Source organism: Bacillus sp. SD088 (assembly GCF_017355205.1).
GTDB lineage: Bacteria > Bacillota > Bacilli > Bacillales > Bacillaceae_C > Lederbergia.
Window position 1 is genome coordinate 61,048 of record NZ_JADIJK010000020.1, and the last position, 25,111, is coordinate 86,158.

Consider the following 25,111-nt stretch of genomic DNA (forward strand, 5'->3'; position numbering starts at 1 on the left):
TAATCTAGAAAAAAAAAGTCAATCCCCTCGAACTCTTCCATATCATTTTTTCAGCTTTTCTAAACATAATCAACACACTAAATTTCGACAGCAAAAGTACAAGCTATTTAGCGATGTACAACTTGTCGATAGGGATGAACGGCCAAAGACATGCCGTCCTGGCGGCAAACTCAAACCGCAACGACAATTGCACTAGTATATCCTGTCCGGCGCTACGCCGATGGAGCCTGGGACGACAAAAGTCAAAACTACAACTTAGCCATAAGCGACAATTTTATAATTTCCTTAACCACAAAGAAAAGTCAGCACTAGGCTGACTTCTAATCTTTATTAATCGTATGAATAAATGTCTGAAAGGCTGCTTTTCCTTCTTGGGTTCTTTTGAATACTCCTGCATGTTCTAATACAGTTGAGAAAACATGGCCCACTTCTTCTTGGAGGATAGACTGTACATTGTCTTGACTTAGTTCTGAATAATTTGCTTTAATCTGACAAGCCCAGTCAGCATGTTTCTCTGTCATCTCATCTGTCTTTAATTTCTCTTCATAGTTTGGTAGAAGAAGATATTCTCCCACTCGTTGAAGCTCATCCTTTAAGCGGCCTGGAAGAACAGCAAGGCCCATTACTTCAATTAAGCCAATGTTTTCCTTCTTGATATGGTGAACTTCTGCATGCGGATGAAAAATGCCTAATGGATGCCGTTCACTTGTTCGATTATTACGTAACACAAGATCAAATTCATATTTTTCCCCAGAGCGACAAACAATCGGTGTAATCGTATTATGAGGAACTCCGTCGGTTGATGCCATGATATCCACGGTGGGATCACTGTAATCTTGCCAGCGTTTCAAAATATAATGCGCTAATTCTGCTAGTTGCTGACGATCTTTGCCTCTTAAACGAATAACAGACATGGGCCAGCGTACAATCCCCGCTTCTACTTCTTCATAGCCTTCAAAAGAAAATGTGTATTCCATTTCCGCCTTCGCCATCGGGAAAATATGGTTTCCACCCTGAAAGTGATCATGACTTAAAATCGAGCCACCGACAATTGGCAAATCAGCATTGGACCCAACAAAATAGTGTGGGAACTGTTCAACAAAAGCTAATAAACGATGAAAGCCTTTTTTAGATATTTTCATAGGAACATGTTCTCCAGAGAAAACGATCGCATGCTCGTTATAATAAACATAAGGAGAAAATTGCAAATACCATTGTTCTCCTTCTAATTCTACAGGGATAATGCGATGATTTTGCCGTGCAGGATGATCCACTCGCCCCGAGTATCCGGTGTTTTCTTTACATAACAAGCATTTTGGATAACTGAATGTCTTTTTTGTTTTTTCTGCTGAAATCGCAATCGGGTCTTTTTCTGGCTTCGATAAATTAATCGTGATTTCTAAATCTCCATAAGGGGTTGGTGAAAACCAATGTTCATTTTTGGCAATTCGATCTGTTCGAATATAGTGAGAATCCTTCGCCAATTGATAAAAGTATTCAGTTGCTCTTTGCGGTCCTTCTTCTTTATAAATCGAATAGAAGTTATCAATAATGCTTGAAGGTCTGGCGATTAAAGTGCCCATTAAATTAGTATCCAACAAATCTCGAAATGTGACTGTGTTATGCTCTAAGCGGCCATTTTCAGCCGCCCAATCTAAAATAGTTGCCAATATATGGACAGGAGATGCCTCGCTCGAATCTGTCCCTGTTGTTGTGATAGACAAGTCCCAATCCTCTAAATCAAGGGCTTGCAGTAACTGATTACGCACAAAGTCGACATCCCATTTTTCAATTAGCTGTTTCTGTAAGCCATACTGGACTAGCTGTTCTAACGCAGAATAAATATTCATATGCTGCCTCCTCTTTATTACCACACTACTTATTTAACAATAAAAGGCTGGGACATAAGTATTTTCCTCCGCTAAGGGCATACAATTGTTCGTCCTTGAGGTTAACGTTTTTAATTATGTCCAGCCTTGTTCCATTCGTACGAACGCCTATTTCTCGTAGCCATTAGGATGTTCAACAAACCAATCCCATGCACTTTGGATCATCGATTCTAATGAAGCATGCTGTGGCTTCCATCCAAGCTCCTTTTGGGCTTTTGCAGAAGTGGCAACGAGTTTTGCCGGGTCACCAGCACGTCTTGGAGCAACAACAGCCGGAATTTCTTTTTCCGTCACTTTTCGAGCCGCTTCAATCACTTCTTTTACACTGAAGCCATTGCCATTTCCTAAATTATAAGTACCGCTTTCCCCTGTTTTACGTAATTTCTCAATGGCTAAGAGATGGGCATCAACAAGGTCCATAACATGGATATAGTCACGAATACAGGTGCCATCCGCGGTATCATAGTCCTCACCGAAAATAGAAATTTCCTTTCGTTTGCCAAGTGCTACTTGTAAAATAATCGGGATGAGGTGAGTCTCAGGATCATGATCTTCTCCAATAATGCCATTTGGATGAGCGCCCGCAACGTTAAAGTAGCGTAAAACAACATAGTGAATACCATGAGCCGCTTCTGTCCATTTCAACATTTTCTCTATCGACAATTTTGTTTCTCCATAAGGATTTGTTGGATCCGTGACTGCCGTTTCAGGAATCGGAATTTCCGTAGGTTCCCCAAAGACCGCTGCTGTTGAAGAGAAAACAATTTTGTCAACTTGATGCTTTTTCATGGTTTGTAATAAGGCCATTGCTCCGCCAACATTATTATCATAATAGTCAAGCGGGATTTGCACACTTTCCCCTACAAGTGAATTGGCTGCAAAATGCATCACAGCATCAATTTTATTTTCCGAAAAAACTTTATCTAAAAAGGGCAAATCTCTTATATCCCCTTCATAAAACTTTGCCCCTTCTAGCAAAGCTTCCTTATGCCCCTTCTGCAAATTATCGACTACAACTACATCTTCACCCTGTGCCAGTACCTGTGCCACCGCATGGCTTCCAATATAGCCTGCTCCACCACACACTAAAATCGCCATCTATTTTCCCCTCCCATTAATATCATTCGACATTATTCGAGTCGATTCGGTTCGTGCCTGTCACCGTAGTTCTTTCGCACCATCACCAATTGCGACGGTGTAGAAGTCTGCCTTGATTCCTGTTGCTTCTTCATAGCTTGCACCGACGTTTTGGATGAAGGAATCAAGATGCGTTTTTTTGACGAGATTGATGGTGCAGCCACCGAACCCCGCTCCAGTCATCCTTGCTCCTAAAGCATCTTCATTCCAAGCTGCTTCTACAAGCGTATCTAATTCTTTTCCCGTTACTTCATAGTCATCGCGTAGTGATAGATGCGAGGCACTCATTAATTTTCCAAAAGCCGCAAGATCTCCATCTTTTAATTTATCGACGGCCACTAGGGTACGAGCATTTTCGGAAACAGCATGTTTCGCGCGTTTACGGTCTGTTTCATTATCGATTAAGTATTTATTAGCTTCAAATTCATCTACGGTTAAATCTCCTAGAGATTGAATATCCAATTCCTTTTGCAATTGCTTCAAAGCCCGTTCACATTCCGCGCGACGTTCATTATATTTGGAGTCTGCTAAACCACGGCTTTTATTTGTATTGGCAATAACCAAAGCATAATCCTCCAAGTGGATTGGCGTATAGTGATATTCGAGTGTCTGACAATCTAAGAGAACCGCATGATCCTTCTTCCCCATCCCACTTGCAAATTGATCCATAATCCCACAATTCACACCAACAAATTCATTTTCTGCTTTTTGCGAGTACTTCACCATATCAAGCATCTCTACTTGAAAATCGAATAACTCATTGATCATAACCGACGTAACAAGTTCAAGCGATGCAGAAGAAGAAAGACCGGCACTATTCGGAATATCGCCATAATACAAGATATCCAAGCCATGAGGAAGCTTATGACCTGCCTTCTGGAATATATCGATCACACCTTTTGGATAATTAACCCAATCATCGCTTTTCTTATAGACGAGATCATCTACATTCACTTCTACGACGCCCTTTTCCGCAAAATTCATCGAGTAAAATCTTAGCGTCTGATCCTCTCTTTTTTTCACTAAAATAGTTGTACCCACATCTAACGCACAAGGAAAAACATGGCCGCCGTTATAGTCAGTATGCTCACCAATTAAATTGACACGCCCTGGCGCAAAGAAAAAGCGTGCATTTTTGCTGTCACCGTATACCTTTTCAAATTTCTTTGTTAACTTCTCTAGATTTTCCAATTTGGTCACCTCTTTGTTTTGTAAGATTTAATCTCCGAAAACTTAATTAATTAATTTAACTTACTTTATATGTTATTATAAAAATAACATTTTTGCAATGACTAATTATCATAAGAAAAGCGCAAGCGCCCGTTTAGCGACGTACAAACTTTTTAGGGGCCTGACGAGATAAAGGAAACACAGTGAGCCTGATAAGGCGAGCTGATGTTGACTTATCGTAGGAAGGCACCGAAAGTTTGCTAGTCGCTGGGCGCTGGAGCTGGATCAAGCATTAGCCAAAATTTATACTTTCTTACCTCATAAGAAAAGCGCAAGCGCCCGTTTAGCGACGTACAAACTTTTCATAATAAGGATGAACAGCTAAATTCGCGCCGTCTTGGCGGCAGACTCAAACCGCGCCGTCCTAGCGCTTTGTCTGCACTAGTACATCCTTGTACGTCGCAACGCTGTTCTGACCAACATCTTACGTGATTAAAAAGAGTTTTCCTTCTTGTGGATAACAACTATTATCTCCTAAATAGAAGAAAGGATTTGTCATAATGAAAAAAGGCAGTTTTAAATGGATGAAATCATTAAATCGAACGATTATTTTAAATAAAATTCGTACTGATGGCCCTATTTCCCGCGCCACCATTGCCAAACAAACAAATTTAACGCCACCAACCGTAAGTAGTCTTGTGAATGAACTTATTACCTCAGGCCTTGTCATCGAAAGTGAACAGGGACAATCTGTTGGCGGCAGAAAGCCAACCCTATTGATAATTGATCAGGCTCATTACCATATTATTGGCCTTGATGTTGGGACAACGGTGATTCGAGCTGTGCTTATAGATTTATCGGGAGTGATGATCGAACAGATAGAAGTCCCTATCCCTTTATCAAATTCCAAGGATGCCTTGCTAAAATTGATTGAGAATACGATCATGAAACTCATTCTTCAACATAAGGAAAAAGAGCTAATCGGAATCGGAATTGGTATGCACGGGGTTGTGGATGTGAAAACTGGTGTCAGTATCTATGCACCTGGATTAAATTTGCATGAGATCCCTTTGAAGGATGAATTGGAAAAGAGATTCGGTCTACATGTCAAAGTAGATAATGATGTACGCGCAATGGCTTTTGGTGAATATTGGTTCGCTAACGAAAAGAATCATGATAATATGGCAGTCCTCAATATAGGACATGGAGTCGGTGCCGGGGTTATTCTGAATGGGAAGTTGTTTCATGGCGAGCATGATCTTGCTGGGGAAATTGGTCATATGACGATTGATATTCATGGAAAACTATGCTCCTGTGGAAATCATGGATGTTGGGAAACCCTTATTTCCGGTCCAGCAATTGGAAGAGAAGCCCAACACCAGATTCAACAAGGACGGGATACAATTATAAAAAATTTAGCAAAAAATAATGGCGAGAAAATAGATGGAAAGTTAGTGTATGAAGCAGCTTTGGCAGAAGATCTATTAGCTTTGGAGATTTTAGAAAAAACAGGGGTCTATATTGGAGTTGGCTTGACTAATCTTATCCACATTTTGAACCCGACTAAAATAATTATTGGAGGTGGTGTTGCTCAGGCTGAATCGTTTATCATGCCAAAAATTAAAGAAACGATTGCAAATAAAGCACTAACTAAACAAGCTAGAGATACGGAAATTTTCTGTTCAAAACAAGGGGTTTTTGCAACAGCTAACGGAGCGGCTGCTTTAGTTTTAGAAGATATATTTGCAGGGGACTTTCCGTTAGTGCGTGAGTAAGAGGAAAACAGAAGCCAAGCGGCTATTTCAATTATCAGCATGTTTTAAGGGAGATGCCGCTTTGCTTGGAACGATATTCATTTAAATTGGGCGGCAATAGGTTCCATATCTTTCTGTCATGTTTTATAATTTGTTTCATACACCTAATATGATGAATGTATGTGGAGGGAAGACTTATGAAAATACAAGTTCGTTCAGGAGATACACTCGAATATTATGGACAATTGTTCTCGATTCCCCTTGTCCTTATCGCCGATTCCAATGCAAATAGAAGTACCGAACAGCTCCAAATTGGGGAAACCGTACATATTCCCGGCTATACAACAAGCACATATATCATTCGCCACGGTGATACGATATCAAAACTTGCAAATGTACATCAACTTAAAGAGGATGCTTTACTCCTTGTCAACCAGCCAATAGATCTCCATCATCTTTCACCAGGTGAAAAAGTACATATTCCTTTGCGTACCAGCCAAAATATAGTTGATCCAAAAGCTCATTATGATTTTACCCAACTCCAGATGGATATTAAGTCTCTATTGGATCATTATCCATTTATACGAAACCTTCAGGTAGGGAACAGTGTTCTAAAAAAATCTTTATATGGACTACAGATCGGAAAAGGAGAAAGAAAAGTACAGATTAATGCCTCTTTCCATGCAAATGAATGGATCACAACCTGTATATTCATGCAATTTTTAAACGATTATTTACGGGCTCTCGTAGATGGCCAAAAGATCAATGGGGTTAAAGCCCTTACTCTTTATGAACAATCACAGCTTTTCGCTATTCCGATGGTCAATCCAGATGGAGTAGATTTGGTTTTGAATGGCCCCCCTATAGATTTGCAAGATAATTTAGTTGACCTGAATAATGGTAATATCGACTTCTCTGGTTGGAAAGCAAATATTCGAGGGGTAGATTTGAATAAACAATTCCCAGCAAACTGGGATGTTGAGAAGAAAAGAAAGCCAACAAAGCCTGGTCCCCGTGATTTTCAAGGGGATACACCGATCAGTGAACCAGAAACGAAAGCCATGGCTCAGCTAGCTCTACAAGAAGGATTTGATCGCCTTCTCTCCTTACACACACAAGGCAAAGAAATTTATTGGGGATATGAGGCATTAGAACCTACTGAATCCGCTATACTTGCACAAGATTTTGCCGTAGCAAGTGGCTATGAGGCAGTTCAATATGTTGATAGTTTCGTGGGCTACAAAGATTGGTTTATCCAAGAATTCCGCAAACCAGGCTTTACGATCGAGTTGGGGATTGGGCAAAATCCTCTCCCTATTTCCCAGTTTGATGAAATTTATACGGATACGAAACCTCTTTTAGTGAGAGCGCTAAGCTAGACTTACGGGACTACTATTTTCCACTCAATTTAATTTTTTGTGATATTCAGAAGGGGCTATCCCCAAAATAGAAAATCGCCAAAAAGCCTCCCTTGCCTCAGGGGTAGCTTCAGCTGATGCTATTCCCACAGGCGTGTCGCCGTTTTTGGCGATTTTATTAAAATGTATTCATCAACAAAAACGAAGAGAGAGTCATTCGTTTCCCCTTCGTTTCGTTGCTGAAAACTTATTGGTCAGCCTCTTCCGCAATATTTTCTATTAAACATGCGAAACAATTAGTTTTGCTTCTCCATCCATTTCAATATCACCTACTTCATCAGGTAAAATAAAGTGGTCACCTTTTTGAATCGGATAGAATTGGCCATCCACCAGCATGTCTGCTTCGCCGTCAATGACACTAACAAGCATGAATGGCTTGTCTTGTTCAAAGGTAGCTTTTCCATCAACTTCCCATTTATAAACTGTAAAATACTCTGCTTCAACAAAAGTCGTAATTTCTGCTCCAGGTACTTTGCTAATCGCTTCTTGAACATCTGCATTTTTATGTGGAATCGTAGCTACAGCGATCGACTGATCAATATGTAGTTCACGTGTCTTCCCATCTTGGCCAATTCTGCCATAATCGTATAAGCGATATGTCGTATCAGAACTTTGCTGTGTTTCAAGTACGAGCGTTCCTTCTCCTAAGGCATGGATCGTTCCACTTGGAACGTAGAAGAAATCTCCTGGCTTAATTTTCACGCGTCGAAGCAACTGATCCCATTCATCCTTCTCAATCATACTTGCGAAATCCTCTTTTGTTTTTGCAGTATGCCCGTATATTAGTTCTGCTCCCTCTTTACAATCAATAATATACCAGCATTCTGTCTTTCCAAGTTCACCATTTTCATGCTCATTTGCATATTCATCATCTGGATGGACTTGAACAGATAAATCCGTATTCGCATCTAAAATCTTAGTTAGGAGCGGAAATACCTTTGTTGGATGGTTTCCAAATAGTTCAGGTTGCTCTTCCCAAAGTTCTATCAATGTCTTACCGGCAAATGGACCATTTTTAATAATAGAAGGACCATTTGGATGGGCAGAAATAGCCCAGCATTCTCCTGTATGGTCAGATGGGATCTCATAGCCAAATTGGGTTTTAAGGGCAGTACCTCCCCAGATTCTTTCTTGAAAAACAGGTTGTAAAAATAAAGGTTCCATCATGCTGTCATCCTTTCTTCCGTCTCACTACATATTTTTTCAGAACTTTCAGGGTCAATAAAGCGAGTAATGCACCTAGTGAATCCAAGCCTACATCCCATACTGAACCTGTTCTCTCAGGAATGAAGGCTTGGTGAATTTCATCTGTTGCCGCATAACCAGTGGTGATTATCCATGCCCATAAAAATCTATTTTTCTCAAAACTATTGTAGAATAAAATAGCTAGAAAGCCAAATGCCGTCAAATGGACTAATTTTCGGAATAAAAAATTTACATTAGCTGCTACTTCCTCTGATATCGGCAAAAACTGCAAAATTAGAAGCTTCGTCTGCCCACCTGTTGACACGGGTAATGCCGTTGTCACGAAAATGGCGATACAAACTAGAATTGCAAATCCAAGCCATACATACTTTTTTTTCATATACCGATTCCTTCAGTTAATTTTCTAAAAAAACGGATAAAAATAAGTTCAACCACTTTGTAGTATAATGTGCTCTAGCAAATGTGTCAAAAAACCTCAAGGAACCAACCCTATTTGAGTTGGCTCCTTGCTTTTCACACTGCCCTATTCCCATAGAGATTTACAAGCTTTCATCCAAGATTTTGCCATTAACATATCGCCTGCTGACTTCATATGAACTCCGTCAGTCGTTAACTTATGGCTATTTCCTGAAAGGAGATAGTTTTGAAAAGCTTGATGGGTTGGCACAAGAATGGCATTGTATTTCTTTGCAAGTCTCCTCACAATTTGAACATAGTCTACTAGCTTTTGATTCCCTTCAGATTCCAAATTCTCTTCAATAATCGTTGGCTCCATTAAAATGAGCCGAGCATTCGTCTGCTTACATAATTCATGATAAATTTTTTCATATTGCTCAGGATATACCTGCTCCATTTGCTGTTGATCTAACTGGCGCCAAACATCATTAATACCGATGGAGATTGATACATAGTCAGGTTGTTCACGCAAGACATCTTCTTGCCATCTTGCCTGCAAATTAGTAATACGGTCGCCACCAATTCCTTTATTTAATATTTCTATTTGCTTGTCAGGATTCGTGACCAAAAGCTCGTCATGGATAAGACGTACATAACCAAAACCGAGCTTGTCTGGGTCTTCCCTTCTCCCTGAATCCGTAATACTATCCCCAATGAATAGAATCCGAGCTGGATATTCCATGTTTCATTCCTCCGTTTTTTGCCACAGTAAATGGCCAATATTGATCTCTAGTAACCTAACTCACTTTATATACTTATAAATCGTTTGCAAGGTTTGTACCTTTACATCTTGCTCTCCATATCTTACTTGTTCATAAGCTTCTCTTACTAAATCCAAGTTCTGCTCATGACTGAGTCTACTAAGCACTTCACGCGGCGTCATCGAAGCCACGAGATCCTTATCCTTTGCCTGTTGTTCGACAAGCTTTCGATAAATGAATCTTGCTTTTTCTTTGTTGGTAAGCGACTCATAGCGTACCTCCCGGTTGAATAAACGCGATACTATATTCTTCGCTTTTGCCTGCTGTTCCCTTCGCCATTCTTGCCAATCAAATAGACTCTCTTTTTCATCAATATATTGCTCCGTCTCCCAATCCTCTGACGAACGACTTAGAAGATTTTTGATCATGCTAAGGAATTTGCGAAAAAGCATGAGCAAACGTTGACGTACTTTTTTGAACAGTAATAATAAGGCGAGAAGCAGGATAACAGCCACCACAACATACGCGATATAGGTCATTACCATGTCTAGGAATTCGAGAAAGGCGGATTTTTCTTCAGCTGGAAAATCGGGCAACAACGGTGAGGAGGGAGCGCTCCCTTCTGGCATCGGTTCAATTTCTTTTTCCGTCGATTCTCTAAAGATCAATCCCATGATTGCCCTAAAACCATCCCATAGCCATTCACGAATCTTGCCGAGATTAGAAATCGCCACAATCACAAGCAGAGTCCCGATCAAGAAAAAGCGATTTTGACTCTGGATCGTACGACTAATAAAAGGTTTTTGCTCCTGAGATAAGGTTGAAGCTTTTAACGTTTCATCATTGGAAACGAATAAGATAATACCAACTAAGACAACACCACAAATGGAGAACACGGTTAAGTATGGTTGGAAAAGAGATTGATAGCGAAACAGAAAATAACTAACAAAATAAATAAGCAAACCGCCGTACCACATAAAAAGAAGTGGGATCACGGATGAATTCCCTAAATAAGTCAATCCTCTAAAGACCAACACAACCTGAATAATCCCTAACAATACTTGGATATACCATAGATCTGAAAAAAGCCATGTAGGCAGAAGCCCAAGGGCAATAGCGATAAATATATAGAACCACCATTGCTTCTGCGGCCATACAGCACGCAGGACAATCCCGAGAAAAAATAAGCCCCATAAACTAAAGAGCCATCCCCATAGTTTCTCTGTTCCAACGAGGAGCACACCTGCCATTAAGACTAGTGGAAAGGTAAGTAATAGTTCAATGATACCATAGTAAAAGGAGGTCCTTAGCTGCTTCATCATGCTCAACTCCTCTCCCTGTTAGTTTGCTTGCTTCAGTGGCTCTGCTGGTTCTAATTCAAGGATTTCTACAGAATTCCCACGAGCTTCTAATTGCTTGATATATTCTCTCATTTTGTCTGTCACGAGGGCGGTAATGATTAAAATATCTGTCCCCTCAACCTCACGCTCTACTTCATCTTTTAGAAAAAAATCAAAATAAGTACTAGAACCAATCTTTAACTTCGCCATCGTTTCTAGTAAATACATTAAGTGTTGCTCACCATTTGCTGGATCAATATGGATCGACTGCTTATCCATTTCATTAAAATAACTATTACAGCCAAAACCTGTATCAATCCCATTATCCAATGCATATTGAGCAATTGAGGCCGCATAGGATATTGCCTTTTCCATCAAAAGCTCATCCACAATCGGTCTCCATATATCCTCCGTCTGAGTGAAATTCACATAAATCATTAAATGATGATCTGCTGAAAAATCCTTTTGACTAACCTGCAATACCTGCGACTTGGCCGTTGCCTTCCAATTAATTGTATTCAATGGATCTCCCGGACTATATTCTCGAACCCCCGCAATCAAAAATGGATCCTCCATGATCCAGCGACGTACCACTACATCTCCTAACCAACTATGGGTTGGCAAAGGAATATCGTCCATAGAAATCAAACTGGGATATACGATAATTTCCGCTTTGGAGGGAACGCTTTTAAAAACTTGGCCAAATCCAAAAATATCACCGGTTGTCAAAGAGACTGTTTCAAAACGATAATACCCTCTCTTCTGACACGTTAACATTTGTCTTCTTCTTACTTTTTGATAAGGCATTAGACTAAAAAGTGTTCGATGAAAATCGCCACCTGCATGAACTTCATTATCTAAATTAGAACGTTTCTGAAATTGAAGATTGGCATCAATTTTTGACTCTAATCGAAGCCATGGTACAGGTAATAATTTTTTATTGGATATTTCATCTACCATTTCAATGCTCTCACCCGTGAAAACCGCCTGCTTACTAAAGGAACGGCGATAACGGATCTTTGCAAGGCCCCAGCGGTGAAATACAAATACTTGTCCAATAATAATGATAATCGTCATGACAATAAACCAAGCAATATTCATTTTGACACAAAGCCTTTTCCTATATTTTCCTCTGCCGGAACGGGGATTTCTCGTAAAATATCATCCAAAATTTGGTAGGCTTGATTTTCTCCTACTCGTTTCATTTGAGTTAAAATAATACGATGCCCTAAAACAGGCTTAACTACCGCCTTTATATCATCCGGTATCACGTATTCTCTTCCCTTAATCGCTGCATAGGCCTGTACTGCTTTAAGTAAGGCCTGACTTCCACGGGGGCTCACCCCTAAAGCAATATGTTCATGTGATCTTGTTTTCTCAATAATATCAACTATATATTGAAAGAGATCTTCACTCACATGGACTTGATGATAAAGGCGCTGAGCCTCCAAAATAATATCTCGGTCTGCTACAGCTTCAATCTCTTCGGCCGGATTCTTCTCTTTAAATCGTTTTAGAATGGCAAGTCCCTCTTCTTTCGTTGGATAACCTAAATGGATTTTCAATAGAAAACGATCCAATTGTGCTTCAGGTAAGGGGAACGTGCCTTGGCTTTCAAGTGGATTTTGTGTAGCAATTACCATAAAAGGTCGATCTAACTGATGGGTTTCTCCATCAATCGTTGTTTGCCTTTCCTCCATACACTCTAGTAAACTAGATTGCGTCCTTGGAGTAGCTCGATTGATTTCATCCGCCAACACAATATTTGTAAAAATAGGACCAGATCGAAACTCAAACTCTCCTATTTTCTGATTGTAAAAATGAATCCCTGTTACGTCAGAAGGTAATAAATCGGGGGTAAATTGGATCCTTTTAAAAGAACAGGCCAAGGACTTAGCCAATGTTTTAGCCGTTAATGTCTTCCCGGTTCCCGGTACATCCTCAAGTAAAACATGACCTGATGAAATAAGTGCTACAAGCAGTAATTCAATTGTTTCATCTTTCCCAACAATGACTTTTTGGACATTTTCCTTTAATTGATTCGCTAATTCTTTTATAGTGAGCAGTTCCATCTGTTCTCCTCCTCAGTAATCGCATTTATGTCACGAACAGTCTTCGGATTTTGCCATGATAGCTGATTCAGGTTAGCTCTTGTAAAAAATATGTATGGTTAAACGTTTTCCCTTGTAAGCGGAACCATTCGTTTATGAAAGGGAAACCACTCATTGGCGGTTTCAATCAAAATCTATTAGAGGATATTTAAAAAGTCCGGTAAAAATGACACTTCGAATTTCTTCGTTGGCTTGTTTCTGGACTACTCATGTATTTAAAAGCATACATTTCGCTGCTCGAACTGCGCCGCCTCGAACTTTCGACGTACAGGATGTACTAGTGTCGGCGTTGCTGACAGGAAGTCAGTGCCTTTAGCCGACTTGGTCCTTTTTATCCTCCTTTTTGAACACACACTCTTATTTATTTTCCAAGTTGACCAAAATAATATTTAGTCACAGATGAAAATGGTTTATTTTTCTCTAAAACCCAGGATGGGAATTCAGGTTGATTCACTGCATCTGGCAGGCCTTGAGTTTCCAAGCAAATCCCCAAATGTTTGCGGGCTGGAACCCCCAAAATTTCTCCTTCTGCTTTCAATTGATTGGCTGTATAAACGACAACCCCTACTTCATCTGTCTCTACCGTAAGCGTGCGTCCACTTTCAGGATCTGCAAGGACAATTTCATCGCAATGATGATTTTTCAATATAAATGGATGATCATACCCACCACCTACAAGTTGATTCTGTGGATGAGTCGACACTACGCCATTTTTAATAGGTTGTCCTTCACGAAAATCAAAAGCAGTCCCTTCAACGTCCATAATTGTACCAGTTGGGATTAATCCTTCATCTAATTCCAAAAATTGGTCACTTTCCATCTTTAGAGTATGATCAAGAATATCTCTCTTTAGATCTCCACTTAAATTAAAATATGAGTGGTTTGTCACATTGAGAACTGTTTTCTCATCAGACTTACCAGAATAATGGATCATAAATTCATTGTCATTGGTCAGAGTATAGGTTACCTTCATTGCCAGATTTCCTGGATAGCCTTCATCTCCATCATGGCTAAAATAAGCAAAATGCACTTTAGCTTGATTAATATCTTCTTCATAGGATGAATTCCAGAGGACTTCCCCGAAACCCTTTTCACCGCCATGGAGGTGATTGCCATTGTTATTTTTGGCAAGATGGTACGTCTTCTCGTCTAGAGAAAAAGTAGCATCTTTTATCCTTCCTGCTACCCGTCCTACTACACAACCAAAGTTACCAGTCCCATGGACATATTCATCAAGCTGATTATACCCGAGAACAATATTCTCTAAGCGCCCTTCACGATCCGGCGTTACCATTTTGGTAATGATACAACCATAATCAATGCAAGTGATTTCCACGCCATGCGCATTTTTCATGGTGTAGGAATATACGGGTGTATCTCCTAAATAACCGTATATACTTCTTGTTACCTCCATATCCATCCGCCTTTCCTGAGTTATACATACTAAATGATAGACCTCCTTAAGCAAACAGTCAATTTGAAATGCAAGAATCGTCACATCTTTTTGAAAGTATTTGCCAAAAAAAGGGAAAAAGGGAAATATTTCGTCTCTTTTTGCGACAAAGAAGGTCATTGAGACATTATAGCACTATTAAATAAAAATAGCTCCCAGCCGTACACAAGAGGTTAGACTATGTCAGTGTAAATTTGCACTGGAAAGGAGCTATAAAGTGGGCTACCATTAGTTTGCTTCATCCCCCACTGATGGTTAGCATCGTGCCTATAAATCCATCATTTATATTGATCGGCTAAATCGCCAATAACTGGAAGTTTAAAGGTTTGTTTCTGGTAAGCTTTCACCATACAAACGATCCATATCGCCAAAGTAATACCATTCACTAAAAGAACGAGTAGCCAACCAATAAATGGAATAATGTCCAACACATTTTTAATAATCAACCATGCTACCGTTAAAATCGTAGATTGCAAGGCATGAAAACGGATAAATTTATTGTCCTTTTCCAAAAAGAAAAAGATAATGCCTGTCACAAATCCACCAATGTACGAAATCAATGCTGCAATATTTTCATCCAAACCGGTTGATGTTTTTGCATTGCTTTCAGATTGTTGAGAGGACTCTTTCGCGGAAAGATTCGCCTCTGGAAAACTTTGACTGTCTTCTGCTTTGTTTGTTTCTTCAGCATTTTCAATGTTTTCTTGTGATTCATTACTTCCATCTTCATTCTGGTTTACTTCATTCCCATCGATTGACCCCTGACTTTCTGGATTCTCGTCTCCCTCATTCAGGTTTTCCGGATCCTGACTCATACTAATCCCTCCTTCTCCTAAAATAAAGAAAATTCACCTTTTTATTAAAGTGCAATACTCTTATTTTAGTAAAAAAACACACAACTTTCCCGTACTGAAAGTCCTATGTATCTTTCTCCCTCTATTTTACTAGTCATTTGATTTTTACTGTTTCATTTATCAAACTTTTGTATTTATAAAATTCATCTTTTTTTAACTCATGTATCATGTATCCAACGCCATCCTTAAATTTCACATAAAATCTGGGTCCCTTACGGTTGCCATTTCCGCAAAAGTTTTACTTTCAATAGTTTCTTTAGTATCCCGGTTTATCAGTTAAGTAGATCTCGTCTTTATAAATCCCTTCTGTTTCAAATAAAATGATTTCGTTCGTTCCTTTTTTTAATAACGGCCCCGGAATGTAAAGCTTTTTCTGCGGGCCAATCTTCCAAAAGCGGCCAATGTTAAAACCATTCACAAATGCAACACCCTTACCCCAGCCTTGAAAATCTAAAAATGTATCGCAGGTCTCTTCAACCTCAAACTGAAATTGATGAAAGGCCGCGCTCCCTTCTTTAAATTCTTTGTTAAAATCAATAAGATCAAGATTGTCTAAAGATAGTGGATAGTGTTGCCATTCACTTTGGTATGCTCCGTTGATAACGACACCGTTTTTAATCCCTTTTCGCTGTTCTTCCATTTTAATTGAGTAATTGACTCTTCCCATATTTTCAACAAGAATATCTAATGTATTTTCCTCAGCAGTTAGTTTAAAAGACTCCTTTTCAGGTAGCTCCAGATCATATTTTGTACATTTCAATTCTTGATTAATGTAGATATGGGCACGGTCGTTGGCATTGACTAGGCGGAAATCCTCAATTTCCCTCCGCTTCCCAATAATCGTTCTATATAAAATATAACCGTCATTTTGATCCAGTTTTTCCATCGGCAATGTGTAATCTGAGTAGATTGATTCAGAGATGGAATCAAGTGTCTCAAACAGCGACACCCGGTTCTTACATAAGATCGCTCCATACTCTTTTTTTACAATTCTCGTAGAATATTCAACCTCTGGAATCTTAGTTGTTTTCGAAATCACCTGTTTAAATGCCTCATATTTTGGAGTTGTATCACCCCATTCAGTTAAAGGCGCATCATAATCATAAGATGTTGTGTCAGGTAATAATTTTTCATAATAATTCGCACCGCTTGTAAAGCCAAAATTGGTGCCACCGTGGAACATGTAAAAATTCACATGTCCTACCTCTAAAACATCCGCTAACTCTTGTGCAGCACTCTTTTCATCTCTTACGTGGTGTTCAGCATCTCCCCATGCATCAAACCAACCGATCCAGAATTCCATCACCATTAAGGGGCCTGTCCCCTTATTAAATTCTTTTAGTCTTTTAAAATGAGCTTTTAAATTAGATCCGCAATTCACGGTAGGAAAAGCGAGTTCTGGAATCGAACCATTTTCTAACATATCATGCCAAGGGCCATCTGAAGTCACTAAAGGAACAACACAGCCCTTTTCTAGCATTATATTCGCAAGGGCGCGCATATACTTCTTATCACTGCCATATCCACCGTACTCATTTTCAACCTGCATCATAATAACTGGGCCGCCATAATTAACTTGTAATGGCACTAACTCTTTAAATAATACTTCGAAATATTCGTCTACATGCTGTAAAAACGGCTCATAATAACAGCGTATGCGCATATTTTCATCTTTTAATAGCCAAGCAGGCAATCCACCAAATTCCCATTCCGCACAAATATATGGCGAAGGACGAACAATCACCCATAGGTCCAATTCTTGAGCAATGGAGATAAATTCAGCAATATTATACATTCCGTTAAAATTAAACTTTCCTTTTATAGGCTCATGAACATTCCATGGTACATACGTCTCAACTGTATTGCACCCCATTGCTTTTAGCTTCTCAAGCCGATCCCGCCAGTATTCAGGAACAACTCTAAAATAGTGAAGAGCTCCTGAGATGATTTTAACTTGCTCACCATTTAACAAAAATTCATCCTTAATTACAAATTCATTGGTCTTTTTCATAGTAGTCAGTCATCCTTTGATAAATCTAGTAGTTTGTTTATTGAAAAAATCACTATCTACTTTCCTTGGTTATTCCCAAAACTTGATTCTCTAATAATTAGCTTTGTATCGATTAAAATATCCTTTTGAGGATCCTTTTTTTCAATGATCTTTTTTATTACCTCAATAATTTCCGAAGTTAAAAGGTCATAATTGTGATTGACCGTTGTTAAGCTGGGATAAACGATGTCCGATGGAAAAATATCATCAAAACCAACGAATGAAAATTCATTAATAGGTACTTTTTGTGCTCGGCATTCCTTTAAAGCCCCATAGATCACCATATCATTAATGCCAATAATAGCAGTGGGCATTAGTGGATTTTCCAGTAATTGCTTCATTGCCGTCCGACCGTCCTCAATCCCAAACCCTGAATAAATTTGCCATTCGTTGTGGAATGGCAAACCATGCTTAGTTAGCTCCTGTCGAAATATTGAAACCTTAATATCTCCTGTTGAAACACCTTCTGCTCCCCCAATTAAACCAATATCTTGATGACCATGGGAAATAAGATGATCAACAATCGACCGCATCCCTTCTTCCTCGTCCGTCCGGATGGTGTGACAATCGACTCCTTCCATCCGGCCATTCACCATGATAAGGGGAACCCGTTTCATCACCTCGTTCATTTCCTTTGTTTCTCTTTCTGGTGGATTAGATTTATTGATACGGCCTCCCATGAAAACAATACATTCTACTCGCCTTTCTACAAACTCTCGTAAATGGGCAGATTCCATTTCACTACTATTCATAGAATTCCTAAGCAAAATCGTATAACCTTTTTCAAACGCCTTCCTTTCAATCTCAATATAGGTTTGGGAGAAAAATGGATTCGTAATATCTGGAAGAATAAACCCAATCATATTTGTTTGCTTTTTCGTTAAGCTTCTTGCCGCTTCATTAGGAGTAAACTCCAGCTCTTCCATTTTTTCAAGCACTCGTCTTCTGGTGGTTTCTTTTACTAACGGATTACCTGTGAGTACCCGAGAAACCGTTGTTGGTGAAACATTTGCTACCTTGGCAATATCGTATATCGTAATATTTTTCTTTTTCATGTTTGTATTCGACCTCGTCTTTATTGGAAACGCATTCCATATTTATATATAGAATAGCATAAGTGACCCTTTTATTTTCATAATTTTAGCTTTTATATTGGTACCGATTTCATACACATAAAAATAGTTACTGTATTTCTACATTAGATAGAACAATCGTTGTCACTGACTTGCTTTCTACTAAAATTTTAAAACCATTACGATATACCGGAATTTGAGAATGTGCTAGATCTTTTAGTAAGCTGGTTTCATATACATCTGCTGATTCAGTATCAAATTGAAACGCGCTTAAGTCATACTCAAGCTCTTCTTTCAAACGTTCATTTCTTACTACAATTGTAAGATGTTTTTTCCTCTGATCATAAGCCGCAATAGAACGCCCATGATCTGTCCTGATAATCTCACTTCCTGGTCGAATAAAGCGGCTGAAATTAGCCATTGCATAGTATTGCTTTGTCAGCTCATAATTTTCTTTGCCTCGAAAATCAGAGTGGATAAAGCCCCAGTTATTTTTTGCACTTTCATCTTCAACAGTCTGCCAATAGATCCAAGCAGAAGGTTGTAATAATCTTAGATCAAGGATAATTCGTTCTGCCAGTTCCATTACACTGCTCATATCTTCATGATTATGTGATTCTGTCCCACCCGTACCATATTCAGACATCCATAGCCTTTTCTTCTTCTCGGCCGCTAATTCACGTAGTTCTTCTAATTGGCTGCCGTTATAGGAATGTGTATTTATTTGTGCTAGTTTATGGAGAGTTTCATTATCATAGCCTTGTAACATATCCATTGTCTCATCAATACTATTTTCATCTGGTGCACTGATGACAGTGTCCCTTAGGCCTTTTACCTCTAAGGAGTCAGCGACGCTTTTGATGATCTCCATTTGTTTATCGAGACTAAAGTGAGCCCCTTCTTGAATATTTCCCTTTATCCACCAATTAGAAGCTGGTTCATTTAAAGGGTTTAATGTACGGAAGGTAACACCACATTTTTCTTTGTAGAACTTTACAACCTCGGTTAAATAATCTGCAAAGGCAGCATAATATTCTTCTTTTAAATTATTTCCACCATCTTCTGCTCCTGTCACTGAACCGCTTATCGTCATCCAGTATGGAGGAGAGTTAGAAAATGCTTCAGCAATCGTTGCGCCGCGTTCAAAAGCGGCCAATAACACTGTCCTTTGACCTTTGTCAGCCTCCCAATTCCATACTCCTTCATCAGGTTGAAAACCAGGAACATCCCCACCAGGCCGCAAAGTGTTTGGGACAATACTGGGATCCTCTCCGCCCCCGATATTGTATCGTACAATATTAAGACCAAGACCTTTCTTCTCATCAAATACTAAATCCAGCAATTCGCTCATTTTCTCTTTGTCTTTCCACTGCCCTATAATATGGGCCCACCACGCAAGTGAAGTTCCCCAACCTTCGAAATTGCTATACCCATCATCTGGTTGAATTTGAATCGGTAATTTCTCAAACACCAATTGATCTTTTTGCTGCTCAAATGGTCTCATTACCTTCCCTCCCGTTAATAAGGATTATGATTACTAGTATGAAAACAAAAACTTCCCCCCTCGTATGTACTTAATCATTCATAGCTCCATTCTTTCTTTGTATATTCCGTTTCGTCAAATTTTCCTCACTAATATGCAACCGGTGTCAAACATCAGTATTTTAAGTATAATATATACTTCTATTTTTCTCATCTCCAATATTTTGTAAAGCATAAGGGGACCGGAAACTATATTATCGGAATATCATGTGAGAATGAGCATTCCCTACAAACACGATGTTTAATATTTTTCCAACTAACTTTTTATTTATCATTCTCCAGCCAACGCATGGTTACTGTCTAGCTTTTTGAAAATACTCCATGCAAAATGTGTAATGACTAAACTAATCACACTTCCAGAAAAGAATAGAAGTAGTCCAGGGAAAATAAGAAATATAAATACAATCGGCACAATAATTATTGTTAACAATAGAAGTTGGAGTGGATGACTAATAACAATTAAAAAGGAGTATCTTAAATACTGTGCATTTTTAATATTGTAATGAGCAAACATCGGATACGTAAATAACGCGGTGAATAGATAGATAATCATGATACTTGCTAATCCAGCAGTTAATACTGTATATATCCATCCCTCAAAATGTATCAAAAATCTAAAATCAAAAAATAGTACATAGCCAATAACAAATAATATTGAAAATAACATATTTGATTTTATAAAATCGGTTCGATATGAGCTCCAAAAAGTAGAGAAAATCGGAATCTCTTTCCCTTCTATCACCCATTTTCTGGTAACAGCGAACATAGCCTGGGTTGAAGGGCCAATACCAAGAATGATTAAACCGATAAGGGTAAAGAGAATCCATAACAAATTTACATAAGCTAAACGCATGCACCAGTCACATATATAATGAATTTTTTCCATTATTGGGTTCATTTATTTACTCCTCTTAAAACATATCGTTGACATAAAAGGGACAATTGTCTTGACCTTATACTTATTTTGCAATTATTTAATCAAAGGTTACGATATCTAACGAGTGTCGAATTTCATTTTCGATCAATCTATTTTCTTCCCTTAAAAGGTAGTATAAGGTCAAGATCGATAGACGTTCCCTTAAATTTTATTAATTATCATAACAATCGGCCAAGAGTCACGAATAGCTTCTTGATGCCATCAACCTTTCATTGAACCGCCTAGTCTTATTCCACTTAAAATATGTTTCTGTAATGATAGAAATAGGAGTAATGGCGGAACTAAAGCTGTCAGGGAAGCAGCGAATAATAGACTAAAATCAGTCTGTCCTTCGCGTTCACTTTCTAATGAATACAGTCCAAGCTGTAATGGGAACTTTTCTGGGTCTCTTAAGTAAATTAACGGGCCTAAGAAATCATTCCAATGAAAATTAAAGGTCATAATCGCTATTGTAATCAAAATTGGGATACAAAGCGGTGCAATAATTTTAGTTAATACTTTAAATGAATTGGCTCCATCCATGTATGCTGACTCATCCAGCTCCCTAGGAAGACCCTTAATAAATTGCCTCATAAGAAAAATGTTATAAGGCGAACCGAATGCACCTACAATAATTAAAGGTAAATAAGTGTTGACCCAACCTAATTCAGTGAATAGTAAAAACTGCGGAACCAATGTCACATGTTCTGGGATCATCATTGTTGCAAGAACAATTAAAAACAAAGGCCCATTAAAACGACTCTTGAACCTTGCAAAACCGTAAGCTACAAAAAATGATGAAGCTGTTGTTAAGATGATGTTAAAACCAGTGATAATAGAACTATTTAAAGCATAGCGAAGCATTGGTACCGCATCAAACATTCGAACGTAATTTTCCCATCTAAACTCACTCGGTATCCATGTAATAGGAACACTGAAGATCTCTCCGTTCGGTTTTAATGAACCTGAAATCGTCCATGCCAACGGTAGCATAAATAAAATGGTTGCTCCAATTAACAATAAATATTTTAAAAAAGTCAAAAATGCTTTATTCATTTTTTTTCTAGTATTTTTCCGTACAACTTTACTATAATAATTAGTCGAATTCTCTACTTTATTCTGAGTCATAGTACACCCACTTTTTCGACAACTGAAGATTTATTAATGTTACGATTAATATAACGACAAACATAATCCATGCAAGTGCTGATGCATAGCCCATTTTAAAATTCTCAAATGCATTTTGATACAAATACACCATTACAGAGTCTGTCCATCTTTGATTCGTTCCTGGAAGAATCATCGGTTCTATAAACATCTTTAATGTACCGATAAGCTCCATCGTTGCAACAAAAAGAACTGCTGGACTAATTGTAGGGAGTACAATAGAGAAGAATTTTCTCCAAACAGAACCACCATCCATATCACACGCCTCTAACAGTTCTTTTGGTACACTTGCTAAGGCCGGCAAAAATATCAAGATTGTCCCACCAACACCCCAAATTTTCGTAAGAATAACAGCAGGTTTTGCCCAAGTTTCTGAACTCGACCATCCAGGTCCATCTATTCCAATCATATTGAGCATTGCATTTACTAAACCAACATTTTGTCCTTGATATCCGGGAGCTAACATATAATTCCATAATAATAGAATAGCTACACCGCCAAATATTGATGGTAGATAAAAGGCCGTCCTAAACAACTTAATTCCGGGAATATTTTTTAATAAAAGTAGGGAAACAAGCAAGCCTAGTATGACATGTAATGGTACTCCGACAATGGTGTAATAAAAGGTATTCCCTAGTGCATTCCAAAATCTATCATTTGTAAATATTTTTATATAATTATCAAACCCTATCCATTTGGAAGGTGTTAGAATATCATATTTTGTAAAGCTTAAATATAAAGAAGCCAACATGGGGCCGAGAGTAAAAGCAAGAAACCCAAATATCCATGGGGATATATACATCCAAAATCTTCTGCTGTCTTTCTTCATCAAGTACACTCCCTTCAAATGGGGAGCATCAAAAGTTATAAAATACCCCCCGAAACAATTATCTTGTACCTCTCAGAATGATCAAAAATCCATCATTCTTGTGATTCTTTCAATTCCTCTGCTTCTTCTAAGAGTTCCTCAATTTCCGCTTTCATACTAGGCATGACATCTTCAATCGATTCATTTAAGTCAACTATTCTCGCCATTCCTTCATCCACTACTCGATTGACCTCTGTCCATACTAATGAAACCTCTGGGGCAAAAGCGGTCTCTAAACCATCTAGCATTATGGCAAAATTCTCAGGCGCTTTGCCGTCTAGATCTAAAAATAAATCTGATTCCGCTACTTCTTTCATAGTGGGAATGTCTCCATGGTCTTTGGCCAATATTTCCTGCGCTGTTTTTCCTGTCCAAAAACTAATAACCTCCCATGCAGCATCTTTATTTTTAGAGTCTTTTGCCATATGGAATGCATTCGAGAAAATAGGCGCCGACTCTTGGGTTCCAGCAGGAGCGGTAGTAATATCCCAATCAAAATCCGCATTTTTTTGACTACTAATAATCCACCATGGGCCATCAATTTGCATGCCTATCTTACCGCTAATCCACAAGTCTACCCCTTCCGGTACCTGGGTGGAGGTAGGAGCAACATCTAGATCCCATGATAATTCTTGCATCTTCTCAATAGCGGTTAGAGACTCTGGTGAATCTAGATTAAATTCAGTTTTATCTTCACTTAATACACTTCCACCATAGGAATGAAGAGATTGAGCAGTTCCTGCCCACCAACCGCCTTGCCCACTAACCCCAAACACGCCTTCTTCAGGATCTGTAATGATTTTTGCTGCCTCTGTCACATCATCCCAAGTCCAGTCTTCGTTTGGATATTCTAAGTCATGCTTATCAAATAAATCTTTGTTATATAACATAATCGTTGAGCTAACACGCAACGGCATGCCATAAACTTTATCATTATGCGTATATGCATCAATGGCAACATCATAGTACTGACTTAAATCTACATCATCATCCTTTTCAATATAAGGTGTTAGATCTTCTAGCACCCCGCGGGAAGCATAAGCTAATGATTGCTCTGCAAATTGTATGACATCATATGGAGTGCCAGCTGAAAACATTACTGTTTGTTTCTGGTCGTACTCCTCACCCTCAGGTAAAAGAACAAGTTTCACCTCAATGTCAGAATGTTCCTTTTCGAATTCCGCTTTAATAGCTTCCATTCTTTCCGTATCTTCGTCCCCACCCCAATAACTGAAACTAACAGTGGTTTTTCCATTTTTCTTACCATCACTACCATTTGCTTTTTCATCATTACTAGAACAAGCAGCCATTCCAAATACAAGCAAACAAACCGTTAACAAAAATAAAAGTTTTTTCACTTCATAAACCCCCTTGTATATAATTTGCCTCTCATATATCTAAGTAAATTTTTCATCTGAAATATGACAACTAGAAAGGTAAACTTATATTCTTAAATTTCATTCTTTTCACACTCATTAATTTCTCACCCCCAAATAATGGTACCGGTTGCAATTAATTTAAATAAATAACTCACTTATCCAACTAAGTGAATTATTTATTGGCAGTAAGACCTTCACTTCAGGAATTCGGTGAGAAACAAGAAGTGTAGTATAGGATAAAGAAAACTCAACTGAAGGAAGTCCTTGTTTATGTAGTATCAATATATTGAAATGGGTTTCAATATATTTAAAATCAATAGTCTTTTGGATTTGTTTCAAAAGACTATTGATGTTTGTCCCTTATCCCAATAAAAGGCTTACCTTTTCACAAAAATGAAACCGGTGTCAATCCGGAGAAAAAATAAAGGTTATTCCTTTTCAATGCATTTATGAATGTTCTAAAAAGAATTGAAACCGGTTTCCTTATTTTTAAATATACATCTCAATATTTGACTTGTCAATCACCTTATGTAAAAAAACTACATTTTTTTACATTTTTCAACAATACCAAACGTAAACGTGCTCCTAGAACATTTATGTTCTCCCCCTGTATGAAACAGGGGAGAT

The 25,111-nt window shown here is 38.5% G+C and carries 20 protein-coding genes; 2 read left to right on the top strand and 18 right to left on the bottom strand.

Translation table 11 applies throughout. The features are described from left to right. Positions 1–320 precede the first annotated feature (320 nt). The 3 genes from galT to IPU53_RS17085 all read right to left on the bottom strand — a co-directional run bounded on the left by galT (position 321) and on the right by IPU53_RS17085 (position 4,217). Positions 321–1,850, bottom strand: coding sequence for a UDP-glucose--hexose-1-phosphate uridylyltransferase (gene galT / locus IPU53_RS17075; RefSeq protein ID WP_207452218.1), 1,530 nt, complete (start codon positions 1,848–1,850; stop codon positions 321–323). A 147-nt stretch (positions 1,851–1,997) separates the two neighbouring features. Beyond that, positions 1,998–2,987: a UDP-glucose 4-epimerase GalE gene (galE, locus tag IPU53_RS17080; RefSeq protein WP_207452219.1), complete on the bottom strand. Its 990-nt coding sequence runs from the start codon at positions 2,985–2,987 to the stop codon at positions 1,998–2,000. 60 nt (positions 2,988–3,047) lie between these two features. Then, positions 3,048–4,217: a galactokinase gene (locus IPU53_RS17085; RefSeq protein ID WP_207452220.1), complete on the bottom strand. Its 1,170-nt coding sequence runs from the start codon at positions 4,215–4,217 to the stop codon at positions 3,048–3,050. Positions 4,218–4,756: 539 nt separating this feature from the next. On the opposite strand from IPU53_RS17085, the gene IPU53_RS17090 reads away from it, so the two are divergent. Both IPU53_RS17090 and IPU53_RS17095 read left to right on the top strand, forming a co-directional pair. Further along, entirely contained in the window at positions 4,757–5,971 is a 1,215-nt protein-coding gene (locus IPU53_RS17090) for an ROK family transcriptional regulator (RefSeq protein WP_207452221.1), read from the top strand. 176 nt (positions 5,972–6,147) lie between these two features. After that, positions 6,148–7,329, top strand: a complete 1,182-nt coding sequence (locus IPU53_RS17095; RefSeq protein ID WP_207452222.1) for a M14 family metallopeptidase — start codon at positions 6,148–6,150, stop codon at positions 7,327–7,329. A 258-nt stretch (positions 7,330–7,587) separates the two neighbouring features. Here IPU53_RS17095 and manA read toward each other — a convergent pair whose 3' ends face one another. The 15 genes from manA to IPU53_RS17170 all read right to left on the bottom strand — a co-directional run bounded on the left by manA (position 7,588) and on the right by IPU53_RS17170 (position 24,463). Continuing rightward, a complete protein-coding gene (gene manA, locus IPU53_RS17100) occupies positions 7,588–8,535 on the bottom strand; it encodes a mannose-6-phosphate isomerase, class I (protein ID WP_207452223.1) in 948 nt (315 codons plus the stop codon). A 4-nt stretch (positions 8,536–8,539) separates the two neighbouring features. After that, positions 8,540–8,953, bottom strand: a complete 414-nt coding sequence (locus IPU53_RS17105) for a VanZ family protein (RefSeq protein ID WP_207452224.1) — start codon at positions 8,951–8,953, stop codon at positions 8,540–8,542. 144 nt (positions 8,954–9,097) lie between these two features. Continuing rightward, the gene (locus IPU53_RS17110; protein ID WP_207452225.1) at positions 9,098–9,712 is read right to left on the bottom strand and encodes an SGNH/GDSL hydrolase family protein; all 615 of its coding nucleotides are present in this window, start codon (positions 9,710–9,712) and stop codon (positions 9,098–9,100) included. Between the two features lie 60 nt (positions 9,713–9,772). Next, complete coding sequence (locus IPU53_RS17115) at positions 9,773–11,053, bottom strand: DUF4129 domain-containing protein (protein WP_207452226.1); 1,281 nt, start codon at positions 11,051–11,053, stop codon at positions 9,773–9,775. An 18-nt stretch (positions 11,054–11,071) separates the two neighbouring features. Next, positions 11,072–12,172, bottom strand: a complete 1,101-nt coding sequence (locus IPU53_RS17120) for a DUF58 domain-containing protein (RefSeq protein WP_207452227.1) — start codon at positions 12,170–12,172, stop codon at positions 11,072–11,074. Further along, positions 12,169–13,143: an AAA family ATPase gene (locus tag IPU53_RS17125; RefSeq protein WP_207452228.1), complete on the bottom strand. Its 975-nt coding sequence runs from the start codon at positions 13,141–13,143 to the stop codon at positions 12,169–12,171. Before IPU53_RS17125 ends, IPU53_RS17120 begins: the two co-directional genes overlap by 4 nt. A gap of 400 nt (positions 13,144–13,543) precedes the next feature. After that, a complete protein-coding gene (locus IPU53_RS17130) occupies positions 13,544–14,596 on the bottom strand; it encodes an aldose epimerase family protein (protein ID WP_207452229.1) in 1,053 nt (350 codons plus the stop codon). Positions 14,597–14,913: 317 nt separating this feature from the next. Next, positions 14,914–15,450 carry a DUF4870 domain-containing protein gene (locus tag IPU53_RS17135; RefSeq protein ID WP_207452230.1) on the bottom strand — a complete coding sequence of 179 codons (537 nt, stop codon included), beginning with the start codon at positions 15,448–15,450 and terminating at the stop codon, positions 14,914–14,916. A 295-nt stretch (positions 15,451–15,745) separates the two neighbouring features. Next, entirely contained in the window at positions 15,746–17,500 is a 1,755-nt protein-coding gene (locus IPU53_RS17140; RefSeq protein ID WP_207452231.1) for a glycoside hydrolase family 35 protein, read from the bottom strand. A 56-nt stretch (positions 17,501–17,556) separates the two neighbouring features. Next, positions 17,557–18,594: a LacI family DNA-binding transcriptional regulator gene (locus tag IPU53_RS17145; RefSeq protein WP_207452232.1), complete on the bottom strand. Its 1,038-nt coding sequence runs from the start codon at positions 18,592–18,594 to the stop codon at positions 17,557–17,559. Positions 18,595–18,721: 127 nt separating this feature from the next. Continuing rightward, a complete protein-coding gene (locus tag IPU53_RS17150; RefSeq protein ID WP_207452233.1) occupies positions 18,722–20,116 on the bottom strand; it encodes a glycoside hydrolase family 30 protein in 1,395 nt (464 codons plus the stop codon). A 309-nt stretch (positions 20,117–20,425) separates the two neighbouring features. Next, positions 20,426–21,052, bottom strand: coding sequence for a YesL family protein (locus IPU53_RS17155; protein ID WP_207452234.1), 627 nt, complete (start codon positions 21,050–21,052; stop codon positions 20,426–20,428). 240 nt (positions 21,053–21,292) lie between these two features. Beyond that, the gene (locus IPU53_RS17160; RefSeq protein ID WP_207452235.1) at positions 21,293–22,198 is read right to left on the bottom strand and encodes a carbohydrate ABC transporter permease; all 906 of its coding nucleotides are present in this window, start codon (positions 22,196–22,198) and stop codon (positions 21,293–21,295) included. Next, the gene (locus IPU53_RS17165) at positions 22,185–23,066 is read right to left on the bottom strand and encodes a carbohydrate ABC transporter permease (RefSeq protein WP_207452236.1); all 882 of its coding nucleotides are present in this window, start codon (positions 23,064–23,066) and stop codon (positions 22,185–22,187) included. The genes IPU53_RS17160 and IPU53_RS17165 overlap by 14 nt, the downstream gene beginning before the upstream one ends. Before the next feature lie 92 nt (positions 23,067–23,158). Further along, a complete protein-coding gene (locus IPU53_RS17170; protein WP_207452237.1) occupies positions 23,159–24,463 on the bottom strand; it encodes an ABC transporter substrate-binding protein in 1,305 nt (434 codons plus the stop codon). Between the last annotated feature and the right edge of the window lie 648 nt (positions 24,464–25,111).

Coding starts and splice junctions, on each gene's coding strand:
- IPU53_RS17095 (WP_207452222.1), top strand. CDS start 6,148: ATGAAAATACAAGTTCGTTCAGGAGATACACTCGAATATTATGGACAA.
- IPU53_RS17140 (WP_207452231.1), bottom strand. CDS start 17,500: ATGAAAAAGACCAATGAATTTGTAATTAAGGATGAATTTTTGTTAAAT.
- IPU53_RS17110 (WP_207452225.1), bottom strand. CDS start 9,712: ATGGAATATCCAGCTCGGATTCTATTCATTGGGGATAGTATTACGGAT.
- IPU53_RS17150 (WP_207452233.1), bottom strand. CDS start 20,116: ATGAGACCATTTGAGCAGCAAAAAGATCAATTGGTGTTTGAGAAATTA.
- IPU53_RS17165 (WP_207452236.1), bottom strand. CDS start 23,066: ATGAAGAAAGACAGCAGAAGATTTTGGATGTATATATCCCCATGGATA.
- IPU53_RS17090 (WP_207452221.1), top strand. CDS start 4,757: ATGAAAAAAGGCAGTTTTAAATGGATGAAATCATTAAATCGAACGATT.
- IPU53_RS17160 (WP_207452235.1), bottom strand. CDS start 22,198: ATGACTCAGAATAAAGTAGAGAATTCGACTAATTATTATAGTAAAGTT.
- IPU53_RS17155 (WP_207452234.1), bottom strand. CDS start 21,052: ATGAACCCAATAATGGAAAAAATTCATTATATATGTGACTGGTGCATG.
- IPU53_RS17125 (WP_207452228.1), bottom strand. CDS start 13,143: ATGGAACTGCTCACTATAAAAGAATTAGCGAATCAATTAAAGGAAAAT.
- IPU53_RS17130 (WP_207452229.1), bottom strand. CDS start 14,596: ATGGAGGTAACAAGAAGTATATACGGTTATTTAGGAGATACACCCGTA.
- galE (WP_207452219.1), bottom strand. CDS start 2,987: ATGGCGATTTTAGTGTGTGGTGGAGCAGGCTATATTGGAAGCCATGCG.
- IPU53_RS17145 (WP_207452232.1), bottom strand. CDS start 18,594: ATGAAAAAGAAAAATATTACGATATACGATATTGCCAAGGTAGCAAAT.
- IPU53_RS17105 (WP_207452224.1), bottom strand. CDS start 8,953: ATGAAAAAAAAGTATGTATGGCTTGGATTTGCAATTCTAGTTTGTATC.
- galT (WP_207452218.1), bottom strand. CDS start 1,850: ATGAATATTTATTCTGCGTTAGAACAGCTAGTCCAGTATGGCTTACAG.
- IPU53_RS17120 (WP_207452227.1), bottom strand. CDS start 12,172: ATGAATATTGCTTGGTTTATTGTCATGACGATTATCATTATTATTGGA.
- IPU53_RS17115 (WP_207452226.1), bottom strand. CDS start 11,053: ATGATGAAGCAGCTAAGGACCTCCTTTTACTATGGTATCATTGAACTA.
- manA (WP_207452223.1), bottom strand. CDS start 8,535: ATGATGGAACCTTTATTTTTACAACCTGTTTTTCAAGAAAGAATCTGG.
- IPU53_RS17135 (WP_207452230.1), bottom strand. CDS start 15,450: ATGAGTCAGGATCCGGAAAACCTGAATGAGGGAGACGAGAATCCAGAA.